Annotated in this window: 20 protein-coding genes; all 20 read left to right on the top strand. The window is 35.9% G+C overall.

Annotated features, from left to right (window positions below; genetic code table 11):
* Positions 1–520 precede the first annotated feature (520 nt).
* Positions 521–1,297, top strand: coding sequence for a hypothetical protein (locus CKF54_RS00960; RefSeq protein ID WP_119524419.1), 777 nt, complete (start codon positions 521–523; stop codon positions 1,295–1,297).
* Positions 1,298–1,674: 377 nt separating this feature from the next.
* Positions 1,675–2,055: a hypothetical protein gene (locus CKF54_RS00955; RefSeq protein WP_119524418.1), complete on the top strand. Its 381-nt coding sequence runs from the start codon at positions 1,675–1,677 to the stop codon at positions 2,053–2,055.
* On the top strand, positions 2,039–2,590 hold the full coding sequence (locus CKF54_RS00950) for a lysozyme (protein WP_119524417.1): 552 nt from the start codon (positions 2,039–2,041) through the stop codon (positions 2,588–2,590). Before CKF54_RS00955 ends, CKF54_RS00950 begins: the two co-directional genes overlap by 17 nt.
* A complete protein-coding gene (locus CKF54_RS00945; protein WP_119524416.1) occupies positions 2,583–2,978 on the top strand; it encodes a hypothetical protein in 396 nt (131 codons plus the stop codon). The genes CKF54_RS00950 and CKF54_RS00945 overlap by 8 nt, the downstream gene beginning before the upstream one ends.
* Before the next feature lie 224 nt (positions 2,979–3,202).
* Positions 3,203–4,075, top strand: coding sequence for a DNA adenine methylase (locus CKF54_RS00940; protein ID WP_119524415.1), 873 nt, complete (start codon positions 3,203–3,205; stop codon positions 4,073–4,075).
* Positions 4,076–4,092: 17 nt separating this feature from the next.
* Positions 4,093–4,527: a DNA adenine methylase gene (locus CKF54_RS00935; RefSeq protein WP_119524414.1), complete on the top strand. Its 435-nt coding sequence runs from the start codon at positions 4,093–4,095 to the stop codon at positions 4,525–4,527.
* On the top strand, positions 4,457–4,963 hold the full coding sequence (locus tag CKF54_RS00930; RefSeq protein WP_222987465.1) for a hypothetical protein: 507 nt from the start codon (positions 4,457–4,459) through the stop codon (positions 4,961–4,963). Before CKF54_RS00935 ends, CKF54_RS00930 begins: the two co-directional genes overlap by 71 nt.
* Before the next feature lie 863 nt (positions 4,964–5,826).
* Positions 5,827–6,546, top strand: coding sequence for a hypothetical protein (locus CKF54_RS00920; RefSeq protein WP_119524411.1), 720 nt, complete (start codon positions 5,827–5,829; stop codon positions 6,544–6,546).
* Positions 6,533–8,824, top strand: coding sequence for a terminase gpA endonuclease subunit (locus CKF54_RS00915; protein ID WP_119524410.1), 2,292 nt, complete (start codon positions 6,533–6,535; stop codon positions 8,822–8,824). Before CKF54_RS00920 ends, CKF54_RS00915 begins: the two co-directional genes overlap by 14 nt.
* A gap of 166 nt (positions 8,825–8,990) precedes the next feature.
* A complete protein-coding gene (locus CKF54_RS00910) occupies positions 8,991–9,287 on the top strand; it encodes a hypothetical protein (RefSeq protein ID WP_147396799.1) in 297 nt (98 codons plus the stop codon).
* Complete coding sequence (locus CKF54_RS00905) at positions 9,284–10,933, top strand: phage portal protein (RefSeq protein ID WP_119524408.1); 1,650 nt, start codon at positions 9,284–9,286, stop codon at positions 10,931–10,933. Before CKF54_RS00910 ends, CKF54_RS00905 begins: the two co-directional genes overlap by 4 nt.
* Positions 10,926–13,418: an ATP-dependent Clp protease proteolytic subunit gene (locus CKF54_RS00900; protein WP_119524407.1), complete on the top strand. Its 2,493-nt coding sequence runs from the start codon at positions 10,926–10,928 to the stop codon at positions 13,416–13,418. Before CKF54_RS00905 ends, CKF54_RS00900 begins: the two co-directional genes overlap by 8 nt.
* A 9-nt stretch (positions 13,419–13,427) precedes the next feature.
* Entirely contained in the window at positions 13,428–13,769 is a 342-nt protein-coding gene (locus tag CKF54_RS00895) for a DUF2190 family protein (protein WP_119524406.1), read from the top strand.
* A gap of 66 nt (positions 13,770–13,835) precedes the next feature.
* Positions 13,836–14,318 (top strand): hypothetical protein, encoded by a 483-nt coding sequence (locus CKF54_RS00890; RefSeq protein ID WP_119524405.1) that lies wholly within the window; start codon positions 13,836–13,838, stop codon positions 14,316–14,318.
* A 27-nt stretch (positions 14,319–14,345) separates the two neighbouring features.
* Entirely contained in the window at positions 14,346–15,104 is a 759-nt protein-coding gene (locus CKF54_RS00885) for a hypothetical protein (protein WP_147396798.1), read from the top strand.
* Between the two features lie 2 nt (positions 15,105–15,106).
* Positions 15,107–15,580, top strand: coding sequence for a hypothetical protein (locus tag CKF54_RS00880; RefSeq protein ID WP_119524403.1), 474 nt, complete (start codon positions 15,107–15,109; stop codon positions 15,578–15,580).
* 9 nt (positions 15,581–15,589) lie between these two features.
* Positions 15,590–16,312 (top strand): hypothetical protein, encoded by a 723-nt coding sequence (locus tag CKF54_RS00875; protein ID WP_119524402.1) that lies wholly within the window; start codon positions 15,590–15,592, stop codon positions 16,310–16,312.
* Between the two features lie 224 nt (positions 16,313–16,536).
* A complete protein-coding gene (locus CKF54_RS00870) occupies positions 16,537–16,935 on the top strand; it encodes a hypothetical protein (protein ID WP_119524401.1) in 399 nt (132 codons plus the stop codon).
* Positions 16,936–17,018: 83 nt separating this feature from the next.
* Positions 17,019–17,213, top strand: coding sequence for a hypothetical protein (locus CKF54_RS00865; protein WP_147396797.1), 195 nt, complete (start codon positions 17,019–17,021; stop codon positions 17,211–17,213).
* On the top strand, positions 17,214–20,978 hold the full coding sequence (locus tag CKF54_RS00860; RefSeq protein ID WP_119524399.1) for a tape measure protein: 3,765 nt from the start codon (positions 17,214–17,216) through the stop codon (positions 20,976–20,978). It begins immediately after the preceding gene.
* Positions 20,979–20,982 lie beyond the last annotated feature (4 nt).

Genomic DNA, 20,982 nt, shown 5'->3' with positions numbered 1-20,982 from the left:
CTCTTGCTTTAGCTTTTATTGCTTTAGCATTAATAACTTATTTTCCTCTTTTCTTATCCACACAGAATTGCTCCTTTAACAAAAACAAACTAACAAAATAACTTAGAGCTCAATTTAGTTATAAACTGATTAGCTATGGTTATTAATAAATTTATCTTTTAACTTAAGGCTAATTTGTGTGGATATAAAACTAAAAAATAAATTACAAATTTCTAAATGAAATTTAAAAAATAAATTACAAATTTGCAAACGAAATCTAAAAAAATAAATTACAAACTTTCAAACGAAGCTAAAAAGAAATAAAAATCAATAAACTAAGTTTAAAATAAATAAATTACAAATCATAAACTTAGTCTAAAAAATAAATTACAAATTAGTAAAAAAAAATAAATTACAAATTTGTAAACAAAATAAAAAAAATAAATTACAAATCAACAAACGAAGCTTTAGCTTATTAGTAACAAACATAATGAAGATTTACAATAAGGCTCCTTTACCCTTTACAGGGCAAAAGAGGAGAATGTTAGATAATTTTAAGCTTGCATTAAACAAGATACCTGACCAAGGTCAAGATTGGATTATAGTTGACCTTTTTGGAGGTTCTGGTTTATTAGCTCACATTGCTAAACGTCTAAAACCAAACGCTAAAGTTATTTACAATGACTTCGATAACTATGAAGAGCGTTTGTTACATATAGAAGACACAAACAGATTGATAAAAGATCTTTATTCTACTTACCACAATGTGGTGCCTTTTAAGCAAAGGTTAGACGATTATAAAGATGAGATTATCAATAAGATTAAGAACTTCGACGGTTATCTAGATATACCTACATTAGGCGCTAATTTACTATTTAGTAGTATTAACGCCACTACGTGGGAGCATATTGAAAAGAACGCATTTTTTAATGTAATTACGTCAGGTAATTATAGTGCATACGAGTACTTAGACGGTTTAGAAATTACCAGACAAAATTACGATGAACTAATTGAGCAATATAAAGAGTATTCAAAAGTTATGTTCATTATTGACCCGCCTTATATTTTCACAAGTCAGAGCGCCTATAAGAGTGAGTTTAATATTGAGGATCTAGTTAAGCTAATTAGCTTAATTACTCAAAATAAAAATAAGTTCATAATGTTTGGCTCTTCAAAATTCAACTACGCTCAATTAATGATTGCTTTAGGTAAGTACCCAATAGATTGCGAACAACTGCGTGATTTTAACACATACAAGGGGTTTGGATCTACCCATGGGGGGGGGTATTACGATGATATTATGATAGATAATTCATAGCGTTATGCGGGTTAAAAAGCTTATATTAATATGTTTATGTACCTTATTGTGGCTACTCTGGTTACTAATGGCAAGCTCAACAAATTTATAAGGACGTATTACTTTGAACAAGCTAGTGAAATTAATTTGTACGTTGGAGGTGGTTAGATTTGGGATCTATTATCCATTATCACAATACTATGATAGTGGCATGATTACCTCTAAATTCTTTATCTACCTTTACTATTACTTAGTAGGTTTCTACAACTATTATGATTATCAGGTAGTGGTTATGGTGGTTTTAATTGGTTGTATTTATTTCACAAATTTCAAACCTAGTAAAAATAAATCCTCCCATATACACAAGCAATCCCTTAACTCTAATAGTAGAAATATAAATGAAGTCGACAAGCGTAGAACTTCCTAGAGTATTCAGTGACTTTCAGACCTTTATCGAGTTCTTTATTAATTTACAAAGTTTAAAATGGGCGCTTATTGGCGTAGCTTTCTACCTGTTTAGGTTCAAGAGGGACGGAAAACGAACTATTCTTAAATATTGGTATGAAGTGCTCTTCATATTTAGCGCTGTCTATATTGGCGCTCCAATTTGCATTCTCCATGGTATACCAGAGCAATACTTACCAGTATTGGCCGCCATAGTTGGATATGCAGGGATAGATAGCACAGTTAGCGCTGTGCAAAAAGTGATTACTAAAGTGTTCGATATTTTTATAGATAGAAAATTAAAGTTTAAAGGTAAAGATGACAACGACAAATAATTACATCGATGAAGAAGAATTAATTAGAGCTGAGATTGACGCTAGAGCTCAAGCAAATAAAGAAAGAAATAGAAAATTAGCTGTAGCTAAAGCTGTCCCATTTATTGCAAAGTGGGAGGGGTTTAGAGAAAAGAAATATCTGGATCAAGCAGGTATTTGGACTATTGGCTACGGCTTTACAGATAAGGCAATTCTAGCTAAGTATGAGAATACCCCAATGACTAAAGAGGAGGGTATGGAGCTAATCAAATTGCATGTTGATAAACTTTCGAAACAGATTGAGCTTTTAGTAGAGCGTACATTAAACTCAAACCAATTAGCTGCTCTTTATAGCTTAGCTTATAACATTGGTATCGGTAGATTTAGCACTAGCACTCTGCTAAAGGTGTTAAATAAAAAACCTCATAGCCCTGAAGTTGATAAGCAATTTAGAGTATGGCGATACGTAAGCGGTATGGTATCAAGTGGTTTGGTTAATCGAAGAAATGATGAAGTTAAACTCTATCATTCTACGGAGGAGTTAAACAATGCTTAGCTTTTTAAAGTTATTCTCTAAGTACTTTCAGACTAATGCGACTTCTCTTATTATGATGATTTTGCTAGCGTATGTGGGTATTACCCAATACCAAACAACTAATAAGAATGAAGAAATTTATCGATTAGCAAAACTAAACGGTGAGTATATCAAGCAGATTGAACAAGAGCAAAGATATGCCAGTGAAATGCGTCAACGTATTCTCGACATGCAGAAAGCTTTGCAAGAAGCTAATGATCAAAAAATACAATTCAACAAATCATTTCAGTCCGCCCTAGAGTTGCTATCCGATGAGCTTAAAGTTAATCAATGTTCTGCTATCCCTATCTCTGATAATCTTGTTAAGTGGTTGTCAGAGAACAATACCGAGTCAACAACAAGCAAGTAGCACAGTTAATCAGTTAACTGTGATTGAGGTCTTGCCTAACGAACTTTTAGCTATTTGTGTAGTCCCTGACTTTAAAGGATCTACATGGGGAGATGTATATAGATACGCTATTCATTTGCAGAATGCGTCAAGGACGTGTGCCATAACACACAACACACTTGTAGATATCCTCCTAAAAGAAAAGTACAAAACTAACAAGTAGCTAAACTTTATTTATTCAAACTATGAAAACTTATAGCAAGGCGCCAGTACCATTTCATGGACAAAAGCGCTACTTTCTACAAGATTTAAAATCCTTTTTAGAGAAAGCAATAGGCAACGCTAAAGGTGACGGCTATACCATTATTGACCTCTTTGGAGGTTCAGGTTTATTAGCTCACAATGCAAAACGTCTCTATCCTAATGCTAGAGTTATCTACAACGATTTTGATAACTATGCTAAAGAGGTGGAGAAAATACCAGTCGCCATGCAGAATTGGTTAGATCTCAAAGAGATTTTAAAAGGTAAAACTTATAAACATAAAGAGAAAATTACCGATAGTAAAGTCCTATCAGATATTAGAGATTATATTAATAATCAATCTCTTAAAGATGAGAGTAGTTTAAACTTTCGTTTTCTTTCTTGTTGGTTTTTATTCTCCGGTCGTATTGCAAGAGACAAAGAAGAATTCTTGTATCATCTAAATGATCTCTATCATGGTATCCCGCAAAAGCAAATTAATCCTTGCACGGGATACCTTGAGGGGCTTGAGATAGTGCAATGTGACTTCAGAGAGATTTTAAACAAAGAAGAATTTAAAAAGGATAAAGTAATTTTCTTATTAGATCCGCCATATCTTGGCACTAACTTAAAAGGATACTCTCAACAAGGTCGAGAATTTAATTACGCAGACATGCTTATGCTCATGACGCTAATTAGACCGCCTTATATGCTTTTCTACATTAACAATCAGTTATTACAGATAGAAGACCTTACAAAGAAAATGCTAGAGCAAAATCTAAATGCTAAAGCATTTCGTTATATGCAAATGTTACATAGAGATGTAGGTTTAAATGTATCTGCAAGTAGAAAGGAGAGCATCTACTACCATTTATAAAAATATTTTTGTTAGATATGAAGATTTACAACAAGGCGCCTGTGCCATACTTTGGGCAAAAGCGCTATTTCTTAAAAGATGTAAAGGCATTTTTACAAAAGGTTATTTCTAACTCCGACGGTGCTGGTTACACAATAGTTGATCTATTTGGTGGCACTGGATTGTTAGCACACAACGCTAAGCGTTGGTTTCCAGAAGCTAAAGTGGTATATAACGACTTCGATCATTATACAAATGAGCTAGCTAATATTTCAGTGGCAAGGTCAAATTGGTCTGACATTACCAGAATTATCGGAGAGAATAAACCTAGTAGAATGGGTAAATTAGACGATAAGAACATCCTATCAGAAATTAAAAATTGGCTTAATAATCAAGAAGTTAATGGGGGGGGGGGTAAACTACCGCTTCCTGTCTGCTTGGTTTCTTTATTCGGGCAACATTGCCTTAAATAAAGAGCAATTTTTAAAATACATTAACTGCCTGTATTACCGTGTGCCACAAAAACAAATTGAACTTTGTGAGGATTATTTAGACGGTATTGAAGTAGTCCACTGTGATTACAAAGAATTATTAACCGCTAAAGAATACCAACATGACAAAGTGGTGTTTTTATTAGACCCCCCTTATATAGGCACTAACCTAGAGGGATATTCTGAAGAGGGTGAGACTTTTAACTACGCTGACTTACTTGAGTTAATGCTGTTAATAAGACCGCCTTATCTCTTCTTCTACATCAATAACAGATTTCTTCAGATCGAGGATTTGTTTAAGAAAATGGTTAAGCATGATCTAAATGCTAAAGCTTTTAGTGACGTGCAAATGGTTGATAAGTGTGTGACAATGAGCCCAAACGCTCGACGTAAAGAAACAATATATTACCATTTGTAAGTTAGCTATAGGCTAAAGTATCCGCCCCATAGTTAATTGGTTAACAAAGCAACAATTAATTATAGGGGGCATTGAGTAGCTGGTTATGTAACTTACATGGCTAGTGAGGTGTGGGACAGATATCTAAGCGGGCAAGGTATCCGATTGGGTGGATAAGCATAAGGCTGATATGTGCTCTTAGTGATGTGGGTGGGGGCACATGATCAGATAAGCTCGCATTGTTATGGTGAGCCAAGTGACCATAACATACCATAGGCCTAGAGGGTGGGTGGCATGCCCCTCCCCCCTACCCTTATCTAATAGAAAAATATAATAATTATATCAAAGCCTAACCTTTAATTTATAACATTAAAAGCATAATAAAGGGAGGGTGAGGTAGGTCTAAGGTACTTTATAAAACCCGTCGCGTTTGGGGGCGCTTCGCCAAACCAGACAAAAGGTGTTTTTTTTTGCACGCAACTCGTTGACGCCGTTTTTTTGGTATTTTGTTGTTGCTGCGAAAAAATTTTAAAAAAATCGATAAAAAATCGCTTGGTTTTTGGGATAATTTCGGGGTTTTTTATTTTGGATTTTTTAGTGCCAAAAAAGTTAAAAAGAAGACATAATGCAGAGCGAGTTTTCATAAATTTTTTTGAGTTCAAAAGTTTAAATTTTTCTCGATTTTGGAGATTTTGAAATTTTTGGATGACGAAAAATTTGGTCGTTTTAGAAAATTTTTAACTTTCATTTTTTCGAAATTTTATTAATAACATGAGTTAATTAATTCTATCTTAAGGGTATAAAAGCGTAGCTTATTATTGTATAACTAGAAAGTCTTAATAAGTGCATTTTGTTTATAAAAAAACTCGCTGGAGGTTTGAGTTTTGTCTAGTAAGAAAACACAAAAAGAGCAGTTAAATCTACCTGCGAAATTACACTGTAAGCATGTAGCGGACGACCTAAATATTGACTTCAGAACTCTTAGAAAAAATTTAGAAAGAATTGGAGTCCCAATTGAACGCAATTATTTTTCTACTAAAGATTTTTTTAAATGGTTCTTAGAGTATTGTCAAACGCTAGACAAGCGTAGAGCAATAAACAAAGCAGGAGACAGTTCTGATGATATTTACTCAGAGAAGTTAGTCAAACCATTTGGCAAGCTTCACTTAAAAAATCCAGCAAAGTATGATCAGATTTTTAAAGGATTATATTCTCAGATAAGAGTTTTATTAGCTACTGAAGTGTTAGTGCATGAAGACGATGTGAGAAGATTAATTTTTGTTATGTTTTCAAAACTGTCGTCAATTCTTACAGGATACTCAAAAGAATTAACAGATCAGGGGGTTGAACCTAAACTATTAGATTTATTAGATCCTTTAATCCATAGACTTCAAACAAAGATCTATAAGGATCTAGCGGAGACTATAGAAGAAATAACAATGGTAGAGGGCGAGGAGATTTCCTTGACGCAAGTAATTGAAGGATTAGGAGTAGATATCCATGCAATTGCCCCTTACCCAGTTGATTATGTACCTCAAAAAAAGAAGAATGAGGATTACATAACAGATGAAGATGATGATTTTTTAGACGATGGTGAAGAATGATGAAGAATTCGATTTTCCCAACTTCAATGAAATAGATGCATCTCCTTATGGCAAGAAAAGAATAAGAGAAATAGACGAAGAAGAGTTAGACGAAAAAACTGATAGAGTTGTTAAGAAAGAAGTTAAAAAGATTATCAAAAAAGGCAACTTCAGAACTTTCAACGTAACAAAATTAGTTCCTCTTCTTAGTTTAAAATCCTTATTTAAGGATCTGATTGAGAGTTTAAAACCTCCGCCACGTGAGCCGGTAAGCGCAACAGTTGAGCGCATAATGAAGATACCTAATAAGTCTGGTTTACCTTTAGACTTTAGTGTTCAAGGTAGAGCCGCTTATATGCGTGAGCCTATAGATTTACTTAACAGTCGTCACTACAATGAAATTATTTTCATGGGGTGCGCACGTTCAGGTAAAACAGAAGCTCTGGTTAAAGGTTTCGCTAGTTATGCCATGTACACGGCGCGCGATATTATGATCTTGCAAATGAGTGGGGAGAAAGCGATTGAGTTTGCAAAAAAAGACTTTCAACCGACTATATTTGCAAGTCCAGAATTAAAAGATTTAATTAGAAATCGACGAGAAGATTTAAACCTCAAAAATTATAGTTTGAAGAAAGGCTCATGGGTGCTGATCCGTAAGCCTGCGGTTACAGACTTAGCGGGTACAACAGTTCAGTATGTAGTACTTACCGACTACGACCGTATGGATCAAAACCTTGACGGTGAGGGTACGCCTTGGGCTCTTGGACGAACAAGAACCACAACTTATGGCTTTGACGCCATGGCGGTGGCTGAAAGTTCTCCGGGCTTCCCAGTGGTTAATACAGAGCAATTGCTTGAACCTCATGACGCGTACGACTGTGAGGGTATTGCTGCTCTATACAACCAAGGTGATAAGCGCTGCTTCTATTTTCAATGTTTAAATTGCAGAGAATGGTTCTGGGCAACTCCTGAAACCATAACGTGGGATAAACAAGAAACTAATGACACATTAGCTTCGCGTACTGCAAGAGTTGAGTGCTCACACTGTTTTCACAAACATACTGATGAAGAGCGTTTAACAACTTTAATTCCTCGAGGTAAGTGGATACGTAAGGGGGAGAAAATTGATAAAGACGGTAATGTTAGTGGTGCAGTAACTGAAAGTAAGACCGCGTCGTTTTGGTTAAGAGCTCCAGCGTGTGGTTTTATCAGTTTAGAGGAGATTGTATACCGTTATTTATCCGCCCTAAGACAATTTGAGAAAACAGGCGACGAGCAAAACCTTAAGGCGGTCGTTAACACTGTTTTCGGTGATCCATTTATAACTCGCAACTTAACAAACAACGCAAATGTAATCAAAGAAAAACTTGAGGAGTCTAACGATCAGGATGAGATTGGAGTAGCTCCGCGTGATACGGTTATGATTGTCGCGGCTGTAGACCAACAGTGTGGTAATAAAGACTCCAGATTTGTAGTTCAAATTTTTGCGATAACTAAATCCAAACGTTATTTTTTAATAGATAGATTTGACATCACAGAGTGGAATGGTAAAAGGATAAACCCTGCGGTTAATGACAGTAGTATGTACGATTGCATTGACAAAATGGTAGTCGAATATAGAGCAAAAATTAAAGATACTAATTTGACTATGGCTCCTTATATCACATTGCTTGATATTGGTGGGGCGGGTAATGCTACTGTAAACTCATATAGTTTTTATAGGTCAATGGTTAAAAAGCGTAAAAGCGACAGGATCCGCTTAGTTAAGGGAGAGAATAAAGTAACTCCTTTTAAAGTGTATGGCATTGAATTCTGGTGTAGATATGGCGCTGCTGTAACTTCAAGAGCTAAGGCAAGTAGTTGGAAAGCAAACATATTTAGAATTGTGCCTAACTTTTTTAAGCATAGACTTTTTAATATCATACAACGAAACAGTGAAGAGCCTTATAGCATTACTTTCAATAAGGGGATACCGGAGCAAGTAGCTAAAGAATTAAGTGCAGAAACTCTTGACGAGCGTGGGGTTTATGTAAAACGTTATAACGGTATACGAAACGAAGCAATTGACTTGTTTGTGTACTTTTTAGCACTAGTTGAGGATCTTAAAATTGAGGTTAAAATCGACGAAAATGCAAGACCTAATTGGCTATTAACTGCTGAAGAGGGTAACGCTTACTGCTATGACGCTGTAACTAACACATTAAACGCTCCTGCTCGAGAACCTAAGAACAAAGATAAAAAAGTTACTAAGGGTAAAAAAGTTAAGAGCTTTTCATTTATCGGGGAGAGTAGATTTTAATTAAGGTAAAAAGTAAATGAGTGAAAACGGATATTTACAACTCAAAATTAGTGAAAAGGCGTATGCTCAACTAAAAGCTAGGCGACAGAAGCTAGAAGACGATAGAGAGCTTTTGACTATTGAAGAAGCTGAAGAAAGGTTACAAGCTTATAGAGAAATTTATAACATGTACAAAAGAGATGTAGATGAGCTTGACCCTAACCATGAAAACCGAAAGCTTCGAAAACTTCTGTACGTATTTAAAGGTTTCTTTAAAACATTAGACGAGCGATTAAGTGTGGACAACTCACATGTGCACTCTATCGCTGAAGAGGGCGGTGGTACGATTGAGTTTGTTGGGATTAATTCAATCGTTGCACAATTTAATAGCGCGTCAGATGATTTGGATCATGAAATCGAAAGGATTAACGGTGTACGTAGCAAGCGACGCCGTGGTAAATTTTTAAAGGCGGTTAAACGATGATTTTCAATATTTTCAACAAGCATAAAAAAGAGTTACGCAAAGCTGAAGAGAAAAAAAAGCTGTTACAGGCACAGATTGAAAATCTTCGTTTAGAAAATGAATTGCATGATCAATCAGTTCTAAAAGAGCGTAGAGAAAAAAGAGATAGAGCTTCTAATCTTTACGACGCCGCTAGACCGTCAACTTACCATAAGCCACAGTTTGATAGAAGAAATATTAACGACACGCTAGCGCAGGAGGGTCTTTCTCTCATGCAACAAGCACGTAATGCTGTCGCAAATAATCCTCTCTGCGTGGCAATTATTAACCAATATCAGGCTTTGCTAGTTGGTAAAAATGGGTATAGTCTACAACCCCAACCACTTGATAAAAATGGACAAGTTGACGAAGAATTAGCAAAAGAGCTCTCTATTGCGTGGCAAAAGTTTTGTTTACAACCTGTAATTAACTCAAAAGAGTTAAGTTTTACAGGATTATTAAATCATATTGTTGCTAGGTGGTTGACAGACGGAGATGTGTGTTTAGAACTAAAAAAAGACTACGCTAAACACGAGTTTAAGGTGCGCATGTGGACGGCTGAAAGCCTTGAGTATAGTAAGCCAGAGCCTTACTTTCAGAGCAATTCTATACCATTACCTATCGAAGTTAATGAGTTAGGTATGCCTGTCCGTTACAACTTTAAAGATAGGTTATTAACTCCGCCAAGTTTATATCAGTATGTTTCAGTCGAAGCCGAGAATGTGTTACATATTGCTGAAAAACGAGAGCCAGAGCAATTACGTGGCGTTAGTATATTAGCGCCTGTGCTGAAATTAACTGCGCAGATTAATATTTACGCTTCTACTGAAATTAACAATACTTCATTAAATGGTAAATTCTTAGGTATCCTCACACAAGCTAGTGCTGACACAGTGGATGACGAGCCTGATGTGGATATGATTGAAATTAATGATAGTATTGGTTACTTTAAACCGCCTAATGGCTTCAACTTTAACTTAAATAATGCCCAAACTAGAACTAACCCGTCGGCTGGTGAGTTTATAAAAACAATGACCAGAATGGTAGCCAGTGGGGTGGCATTAGACGCTGAAAGTATCTCAAACAGTTTCGAAAGCTCTTATTCTGCTGCACGTCAATCAATGATTTACACAGAAATGAAAGTGGCCAAAAAAGTTGACCTATTGATTAGTGCAATCATTAGACCACTGTACAGTGCTTTTGTTAACTTCTACTTAGATACAGTTAAGTTGGGAGTTATCTCTAAGAGTGATTATCACTGGATAGATAAGGTTGTTATTAATAAGCCTAGATTGCCAAGTATTGACCCAGTTAAAGACGCAACTGCTAATAAGCTTAACTTACAGTTAGGTGTTACTACACTGGATAAATTAGCAAATGAGCTAGGTGTTAATAGTCTAGACAATCTTCAATCTACTACTAACTTTAAACATATCTGCGAAGAGTTAGGTATCCCAGAGCTTTACTATGGAATATATGAACATGGTGATAAAGCAACTCAAGATAACCAAGGAAATAAAGCTGTTAATGTAGAAGAGCAAGACCAAGATCAAGAACAAGAGCAAGAAGAAAAAGAAGCCACTGCTACTTCTGAAAATAAGGAGGAAGATCAGGTAAATAATGATTAAGTTTTTCGAGAAAGATAAACAGAACTATCTTTATTTGATCGGCGTAGTTGGTTATGACTTTACTGCTGAAGAGTTGCAATCTCTCATATCACATGATGATGTTGATGTCAATACCCCCTTAAATATCTATCTGGATAGCCCCGGAGGATTTATTAATGAGGGCTTGACAATTCTCTCATTGTTTGATATGTACCCCGGAGAAAAGCGTGTAAGCGTTGGCTTTCAGGCGTCTTCAATTGCTTCATTTCTTGCATTATGTGGTTCGCATTTAAGAATGTCTTACTTGTCGCAAATGATTGTGCACTCATGCAATGTGAGTTATGAGTTTGTCACGTTATCGATTAAAGAAATCGATGAGCTTAAGACTTTAATGACCACTCTGAACAACAAACTAGTTGATGTCTATGAGAACTTATTTAAACGTAAAAATTTAGAGGAAGCTCATGTGGATCAACTTACAAATTTGTTCAGGTCATATGTGACTAGTGGAAACGATAACATTCTTTTACCTAGTAAGTTGCAGGAAATAAAGCTGTGCGATGAAGTAGTAGACATAAAAGAAGTTTTACCATTTAAAACGTTCAAGGAACTACTTGAATGTTATGGTCAAAAGAGTAAAAACGACGCACAGAATAGGGGTCTTAGTAAAGAACAAAACGCGAGACTAAATGGCATTTTTTCACAGTTCGATAATTTTGAGGACTTACTTAAATCTGAAAATAAAGAGGAGATTGAGTTCTTTAAGAATAGCGTAGCTTACCAAAACAATGCTAGCTTAGTTAACTTTGTTAATCAAGTCAAGGATAGCTTAGAAATGACAAATAAAGATTTGAAAGAAGAAAATAAATCTGCTACAGAGCAAGAAGAAAAGGATCAGGTGGAAAAAGAGCCTGAAGATATGCAAGAGGAAAAAGAAGAAAAAGCTAATAATTTTGCAAAAGAAGACGAAGAAGTCGAAGAAGACGAAGAAGTCGAGGAAGAAAATAACACTGAAGAAGATGACGATCAGGAAGAAGAAAAAGAAGACGAGAAATCAGAAACTAAAGCGCAAGTTTCAAGGGAAGAAAAGAGAGTTTCTAATCGAGAAACTAACGCGTCGCTTTATAAGAAGATTTCTAATCTGTTCAAAGATCGCCTGAATATTAAGGGCATGCCAGAGCTTATGTTAGATTGCATTGAGAAAGGCATTTCAGTTGAAGAAACTAAGAATAAAATTATCAATCATCTTCAGAATTTAAATAAACCGGAAATTAAAGAGGTAAAAGTTAACAACATGCACGTGACCGAGACAGAGAATGCAAAACCTACTTTATTACAAGCAGTAAGCTATTTATTAGCCAAAGAAATCTCAAACCAAGGCTATGACGCTGGTTTAGCTAAAGCTATCCAGTCAAGAATGCACATCTTAAAAAATGAGAATGTTGCTAACAGAGTAAATGAAGCATTTGCTCATGCTTCACAAAATAGCACACTGACTTCTCAACAGAAGCTGGGGGTATTATTTAATACTTTCGGGGAGAAAAAATTTAGAGGTGAGCCGTCATTAAATAACTTATCAAGTGGTGATTTTAAAGAGTTAACAGAGCTATTTTATAGAGTTGAAGTTGAAGCAGAGCTCGAATACTCAATGGAACAAACCTTAAGCTTAACTGCAAACAAAGCAACAGGAGACTATAACGATATTATTGTATCTACTCAGGAAGCTGGTCTGTTTGAGTTTGAAGAGGTTACAGAGGGCGCTAAGACCCCTATGAAAGGTTTAGATTATAAAACTAAATCTATCAACTTAAAGAGCTATAAACTGGGTTTTAACATGACTTTTGAAAGTCTACGCAAAAGTTCAGGCTCAATCGATGTGTACCTAGACCATGTGCGTAAATTAGCATTAAGTGCAATCCACACTCTACGCGTGAAAGTTTTACAGGCTGTAGTTAATGCTGAAAAAGCAACGGCTAACATTATCGAAGTTCAGAACCCAACTTATATGTATGACGTTCTAACTACTGTTAAACAAAAATTTGTTACTTTAAAAGATAAAAACGGCGTTCATTACAATGCACAACCGAAGTACTTATTAGCTTCAGGTCAATTAGAAGCGCTAATTAATCCATTTATGGATAATACTACAGTGCCGGGGCTTGCAAATGCCGAAAGTAACCCATTCTATAACGCATTTACACGAGTTTATGACTCCAACCTTGAGAAAGCAAACGCGGAGAGAAAAGGCGGAGCTTTAAACCCGTTAGATATCTACATTCTGCCGGATAATCCTATCGTTGTTTACTCTTTAGAAGCTCAACCTTTAACGATTAACACTGACGTAACTATCACTCCAGAAAAAGATGTGGAAGTGCGTTCACGTATGGATTTCGTGGTTTATGTGAAAAAACCGGAGCAAATTGTGCACGTTAAACTAAAAGCAGACGGCAAATTTGAAGATCTATTATTACCACAAAAACCACTTTTAATGAAGACAGTTAAATAGGAGTAAATAATGGCTAATTTAGTAAGACATGACGGAGCACTATTATTTGACGCGACCGTAGCAATTGAAAACGGTGAATTATACCAAGTAGGTGATGTGGTAGGCGTAGCCTCAAAAGATTTCGAAGTAGGAGAGAAAGCTCTTATTTACACATATGGATCTTTTGAAGTTAAAGCTAAAGACGGAGACACTTTTACCCAAGGTAAAAAGGTGTATTTCGATAAAACGACCAAATCAGTGACGACTGAAAAAGGAACTGGTGCAGGCAATCCAGTAGTTGGTTATGTATTTACTCCTCCACAAACTCAAGGCACAGATAGAGTGGTAGAAGTAATGCTGAAGTTTGGTTAGTATTTATAATTTTTCTCTTACTCATTTCACGAATAGTGAATGGGTAAGAGTTAACTATCATGAGCTATGAACTTATTTAGTAAGCTAAAACGTAAATCAGGCTTTTATAAGCAAATAGAACGCGTTTATTGGCAAGATTTTGAGATATGCGTTGAGGGTCATAAATATTTAGATTTTACTCAAGAAAAAGCGGATAGAGATAGTTTATTTAAAACTATTAAAGCAAACGTACTTCAAGATAATGAACCTAGAACTGAGTCCGATATCTTAGGAGCTCAACCACGTCTAACACAAATCAAAACAAAAGTCAACTACGAGCGTTTTCTTGAGACTTTCAAGGGTGTAGATGAGATTTTAAATAACATAGTATCATTTAACGATACTAGTATGTTTCAAAGCGTGCCTGAAGTTAAAATTTTGGGAAGAGAAGTTGGTAGTAACCAATTGTATCAATTGATTAGTTGGAATAGACGAATAGAGTATATCTATCTAACCTTTGAAATCATAGGGTATGATCTTGAAGATGGATTTAGAGAATATACAGGTTAAAAAACTTTTAATTTAAGGGGGTAGGTCTTGGCAAGAAATGACATATTTGACCCAAGAGAATACAATAGAAACATGAAAGCCCTTGAGAAGAAAATCGAAATTTTAAGTGGTAAAGAATTAGATAAAGTTAGAAGTGCAATTGTTGCTAAAGCTGGAAGTAAAGCCTCTCTATTTCTAGGTGCTTTATTAAGGCGTGACTTTAGGACAATACCGGATGGACTGGATCGTAAAACTGCAGAACGATACAACATTAGCGGGGGAAAGGGGAATACTAGTAGCTTATTAGTTGATTATAAATTAACTTCTAGCGGTTCATCTACCTCTTTAACTGCAGAATTTGATACTGTTAGGATTGTAGATTTGAAAGATAGTAGTTTAGATCATTATGAGCCTAGCTATTATGGACCTAAAGATTACGATATAGAGCTATATTATTGGTTCACTATGCATGAAAAATTTCGTTTTTTAGGTAACTATACTTATGACCTTTTAACTACACTAGATAAAGGCTTTATTATGCGTTTCAAAGATGGAGGAAGTGTTATAAGGCAATCTAATCCGAAGGTTTACCTTGGTAGTGAAGAGTTTGCTAACGATACTAAGGTGGAATATTATACTAAGCGAGGAGATGTCAACACTTTGTACATAGGAGTTGTTGATATTAGTCCGGTGTTCGAGGAAGCAATGTCAGATTTTTTTAATGATAATAAACTGCTAAAAGCAACTTTTGGACGTGGATATTTAAGGCTAGCTCTTGGTCTATACAAAAGCAAAAAGGATCCATAAAAATGATTATTTTTGAAGTAGCAAATAAGGCTATGAGCCAGTTAATTAGGGATTACTCTAACAAGTACAATGTTCAAGTTAGTACCGACGTAAATCGATACGAGCCTGTCAATAGAGTACCTCTAACTTTGTATTATAAGATTTCAGGCGCTGTAGTTGAAGAGCTAACTTTAGGAAATCCTATAAGTAACAATTGTCAGTTCGTTACTATTTTTAGACTATCAAAAGCTAAAGGTGACAGTAAATCCATAAACATGTATATGGAAGCACTGTTCAGGATGTTAAGGGCTCCGAAAACCGTATCACTTGAAAATCTAGCATTAGATACTGTTGAAGACGTGGATCTAGAAATCTATAAGAAATATAAGTATAGACTTGTTATAGCGGGTAGAACAAAATTTAATATAGATAACGATAAGAATATCGAACATATCACTGTACAGTGTGAGTTCAAATTATTGCCAGTAAATTATTAAGGATTTTAAATGACACAATTACAAAAAGATGACGGTGTAAAAATTTATCTTACTCCGCAATTTGGGCTTTATATCCAGAAATCTTTACAAGTAGCCCAAGATGTGGACGAGATTGATTTTGACAATTGCAAAATTACTTTAAAGCAAAACGTATCTGCGTTATTACTAGACGGCACTACGATTAAGCTAGAGGGTGGACCTAGTGGTTTAAATGGTTTCTGGGTAGTTGAACGAGTAGAAGCAAATACCAAAGAGATTACTATTAAATCAAGTTTAAAAAATCGATTTAAAGAACTCAAACCTATTGACTGGGCTACTGCTAAGGCAAAAGTAACAGGTTGTAAGCTAAGAGTTGTCACATTTAGCGATCAGGTAATTAGTGCGACAGAATACGCAACCCCTGGGTCGAGTTACGATAGTATTGAGGTGACTTCAACTGCAAACTTTAAGAAGCAAACAGTAGCGGGTAATGAAACATTTAATGAGGTTAATTTTGAGCTCTTATTTGATCCGGAGAATGAAAGTCATCTCCTACTAATAGAAGCTTATGAAAATAAGCAAGTGATTGCCTTTAAGAATGTATTGTCAGGTGTCCATTCTGTTTACTTCTTTGGTACCGTTATGGGCAAGGACGACATGCAATTCTCCGCTGGTTCTTCTGACGCAATGAAGCGAACATTTAAGCTTGCAGTTAATGACGCTTATGAAATTTTTGCTACAAAAGCGTCATAGGTCAGACGCTGTAAAGTAGTGTAGATTTCTCTCTAACATACAATTATATTTTTGTCAAGTTTTAGGTTTACTATCCATTTTTAGGTAGTACCTAAAAATGGATAGTAACTAATTATTAACTAGCCAGTACCTAAATTAAACCTACTACATACTATAAAAATTAAAATTTGTCAAGGTTTGGCTAGTATCTTCTTGATTTTCATTAATTTAAAAAGGATTTTCTCATGAGTTTAAAAGATTTAGAAAAGTTATTAAAAGATTTACCAGAATATAAAGATTATACAGTTGAGTTTGAAAATGGGCAAAAATTTGAGTTCAAATATATTTCTCCTAAACTAGGTAATTACTATATCTGGTCAAAAAAATTGAACCACATCCAGAACCTACTTAAAGATGGGCATGAAAAGAAAGCAGAGGTTGATTTAGGACAATACGAGAGCGATATTATTGATTTTTACTGCAAACATTTATATGTAGAAGACGGTAAAAATGACTATGTTCAGTTAACTGAAGAATTAGCAAAAGCTCTCTTCTATAAAGGCGGTTCTGATAATAACTTTTTATTACTTATGACAGTATTAGAGGGTAAAGACTTTAATACTTTATTAAAACCAAAGAATTAAGTCGTGATGAGATCTTAATTTGTGAGTTGGCTATTCTTTTAAAAAAGACGCCTGAAGAAATTAGAAACATGGAGGTTGAGGATATGAAGTTGTTGCAACGTTATACCTCAACCTTTCCTACAGGAGACAGACATAAAGAGCTACTTGCTGGGGGGATAATTTCTTTACTCTACAAAATTCTTGTCACGGCGCCACACGTAAAAGTAACTAATCCGCCAAAAAATTCTATAGTTGACGATTTCATGCCATGGCATGCTCAAAGAGTAGGAGGTTTATAAATGGCGTCGTCTCAGCAAACTTTCAGTTTTAAGTTAAATTTTGATACGTCTAGCGCAATAAGTGCGGCTAAAGCGGGCTCTAAAGCTTTAGGGCAAACAAAAGATACTATCGACAGCTTTAACTCAAGCGCGGATAAGGTAGAAAAATTCTCAAACAGTATCGAAAAAGGTATTGGAGGATTAGCAGACCTAGTAAATGCTAATAAAAAATCTTTTGACAGTATTGAACAGGTTTCTGTTAAGACTAACAACTTAGCAGGTAGTTTTAACTCTGCAGTCAGCTCTTTGGGTGATTACGATACCTTAATAAATCGAGTTAATGAACGATCTTTAACATTTGCTAGATCGTTAGATAGCATAGGCAAAGGATTAACAAGCTCAAGCAATGCCATTAAAGATGTTAACGCCTTAAAGGAGTTAGGAAATGCAAAGTTTAAGCTCCCGGTAACTGATACACAAGTCCGTAAATTAGTTAACCTAGGGGAGCAAATGTCGGGCTTGAATAAGTCAGTTACCCCTACAGCTAATAGCTTTGCAAAGTTAAAAAATCATTTAGGTACTGTTACAGCAAGCGTGGACGCACAGCGTAGCAGTATCTCAAAATACCTAACCACAATTAAATCTTTTCAGAGTAGTGTTAAAGATATAAAAACTATTAGCAACGATTTAAAAGCTATAGATAAAAAAATCGATAACACACGAGCTTCAGCAAAGAAAGCTAGAGAAGAAACTAGTCGCTTATCTAATACTGTGGGAAAGTTAAACAATAACTTAGATAATGCAACTAAAGACCCCTTAAAAATCACTAACGACCAAGTTAACAAACTACACAATGTTAACGAAAAATTAAGCACTTTCACGGAAAAAATGCCCGCTTTTTTACAATCGTTAAACGAAATTAGCAAGGCTTTGCCGTCCGTGTATGAAGTGCAATCAAAGATAATTGGCGAACTACCTAAGTTTTTAGAAATTATCAAAGAAAGTGGTAAATTAGGCTCTGTTTTAAGTAGCTTAGCCAGTCAAATTAATGCGACAAATCAAAACATTAATAACCTAAGCAACTCTTCAAATAAGGCTAAAAAAGAAGTTAAAGAACTAGGTACTGAAGTAGACAACTCAACCAAAGATATTGAAGAGTTAAAGGACAAAACAAATGAAGCTTCAAAAGAGTTGAATAACTTCGGTAATGTTGCTGGTAATGTGCAGGGAAATTTTAGTGGACTATTTACAAAGTTAGCAGGTCTATTTGCAATTAATTTCAGCTTTGATCAGGTTAAAAGTTCAGCAGTTGCATACCAAGATCTTACAACTAAATTGACCCTTATCAAAGACCCTGCAGAGAGTACCACTACGATTTTGAATGAGCTTTTTGCAGTTAGTTCTGACGCTCGTCAACCAATTGAAGCAACTACAGAGGCTTACGTAACATTACGTAAAAGTACCGAGGGATTAGGGTTAAAACAGAAGGATCTTTTAGGGATTACTACTACCTTAACCAAAGCTATCGCTATCGGGGGATCAAGCGCAGAAGCGACTAAGAACTCTATGGTTCAGTTCTCTCAAGCCCTTAGTATGGGTTACTTATCTGGGCAAAACTTTAACTCTGTGGCAGAGCAAACTCCGGGCTTAATTGACGCTATCGCCCGCGGTATGGGTATGACTACCTCGCAATTAAAAGAGTACGCAAATAGCTCAAAATTAACAACCGAGGATATTGTTCACGCCTTACAAGCAACAGCAACTGAAACCGACGCAATTTATAGCAAGGTAACGGTATCAGTAGGGTCTGCAATCACTGAACTCAAAAATAAATTTACTCAATTTATTGGGCAAAATGATTTTGTATCAGAAAGTTTGGCAAATGTAATCCTCTCTATTGCTAATAATTTTGAGGGTATGCTTCAAGTTGCTAAGGCTGGGTTAGCGGTATTTGCAGGTTATAAAGCCTTGCAAATGATTGAGTATTTTAAAGGTCTGGACAAGCCAACTGTTGGATTTATTGGAAGCCTTAAGCAGGTAGTGACAAATCTAAGAAGCGTAACTGTTGAAAGTATTAAGGCAAAGGCAGCCTTAACAGCTAAAGCAGTAGCTACAGGGATAGCAACGACAGCAACCACAGCGTTAGGGATTGCGTTTAAAGCATTAGATACTCTAGTTAAGTCAACAGTAATTGGCGCCGTTATGTGGGGTATTGTTGAAGCAGTTAAAGGCGTTTACACTTGGATAACAAGGTCTTACGACAGTTATAAAAAGTTCGCAGACGCTTCTCGTGTACATAATTTAGCAGAAATAGAGAACCTTGACGATAGGATAGCTAGAGGTGAGGAGTTAATTAAAAACGGTCAAGAGTTAATAAAGACTAAACAAGAACAGCTCGAAGATGCACAGGAAGATCTAGATAATTATAAAAAGTTAGGAGTAGCAGCTAGGGATTTAGCCGAAGCAGCTCAACAGAGGGTCGATGCACTACGAGCAGAGATTACAGCACAACAGCAAATAACTGCGGAAATGCAGGCGCAAGTTAATGAAGCTAAAAACCTAAAAGCCGCGCAAAATAACGATAAGCCTCAAGAGGTTGCTACCAAGGCGCCTGTAGTTGATAAAACAGCAACAGCAGTCATCAGCAAGTATCAGCAAAACATAGATCAGCTTAAGGGAACTATTTCAGAAGCAAACGCTAAATATCAAATTCTTCTCGAGACTGGTCGAACTCAAATGACCCAGTTAGATCAGGTTAATGCAAAAATTCTAGCTGGAGCAGAGGGCTATCGTAATTTAACCCAGTCGCAAATTGACAACTATCGTGCATTAGCAGAGCAAATTGATCACATTAATGCGTCTACAAATGCGCAAAGAGCAATGCTAGAAAATGACCAAACAATTGAGCGCTTACAATTTGAATTATCTTTAAAAGGGTTAGATCAAGAGATTGCAGAACAACGTCTACTCCAACGTGAAAGAGAGATCGAACTTAAGCAAATGTCAATGGGTTTGGATTATGAAGAAATGGAAATGTTACGTCAGAGTTACGAGGAACGTTGGGAATTAGAGGATAAGCTTAAAGCTAAAACTGAAGATAATACAAACTTATTTGTGAAATCTTTACAGCAAGCAATGCCTACTATCCAAGACTTTCAGAATACAGTAACCAGAGGCTTCGGTTCAGTAGTTGACGGTATGGCGCAAATGGTAGTCACAGGACAAGGTTCTCTAAGAAAATTATTATCTTCATTTACCAAAAGTATTGCGACTATGTTAGTTAAGGCCGCAATTGTCTCAGCGCTGTTAACTACAATGAATTACATCGTGCCGGGATCAGGTCAAGCGATTGCTACAGCGTTTAACGTAGCCGGTCAGGCGGCTATGCAATCCGGTAATACTGGAATGTTAGGGGCTAACCCTATCGGCGCAATTATGGGGTTCTCTAGTGGGGGATACACTGGTAATGTTGGTACTAATAAAGTCGCCGGCGTTGTGCATGGTCAGGAGTATGTTCTTAATGCACAGGCTACCTCAAAATATGGGGTTGACTTTTTAGATAAGCTTAATAATCAAACGTTAGAGTTCACATCTTCAAGTAGTAAAAACAGCAAAAGCGGTTCTGGTTCAGATCAAGGATTTGCTCAAACTATTAACGTTTATAACTATTCTTCAGACGTAGACGCAGAAGTAACACGTCAAGAAAATGGAGATCTAGATATCTACATAACTAACAAAGTACGTGAAGAAGTGGCTAATGCTCTGGTAGAAAGGGAAATGAGGTAAGCAC

This window comes from Psittacicella hinzii (genome assembly GCF_003585885.1).
Lineage (GTDB): Bacteria > Pseudomonadota > Gammaproteobacteria > Enterobacterales > Psittacicellaceae > Psittacicella.
The sequence above is the reverse complement of the archived record's forward strand: the minus strand, read 5'-3'. Positions and strand labels throughout refer to the sequence as shown.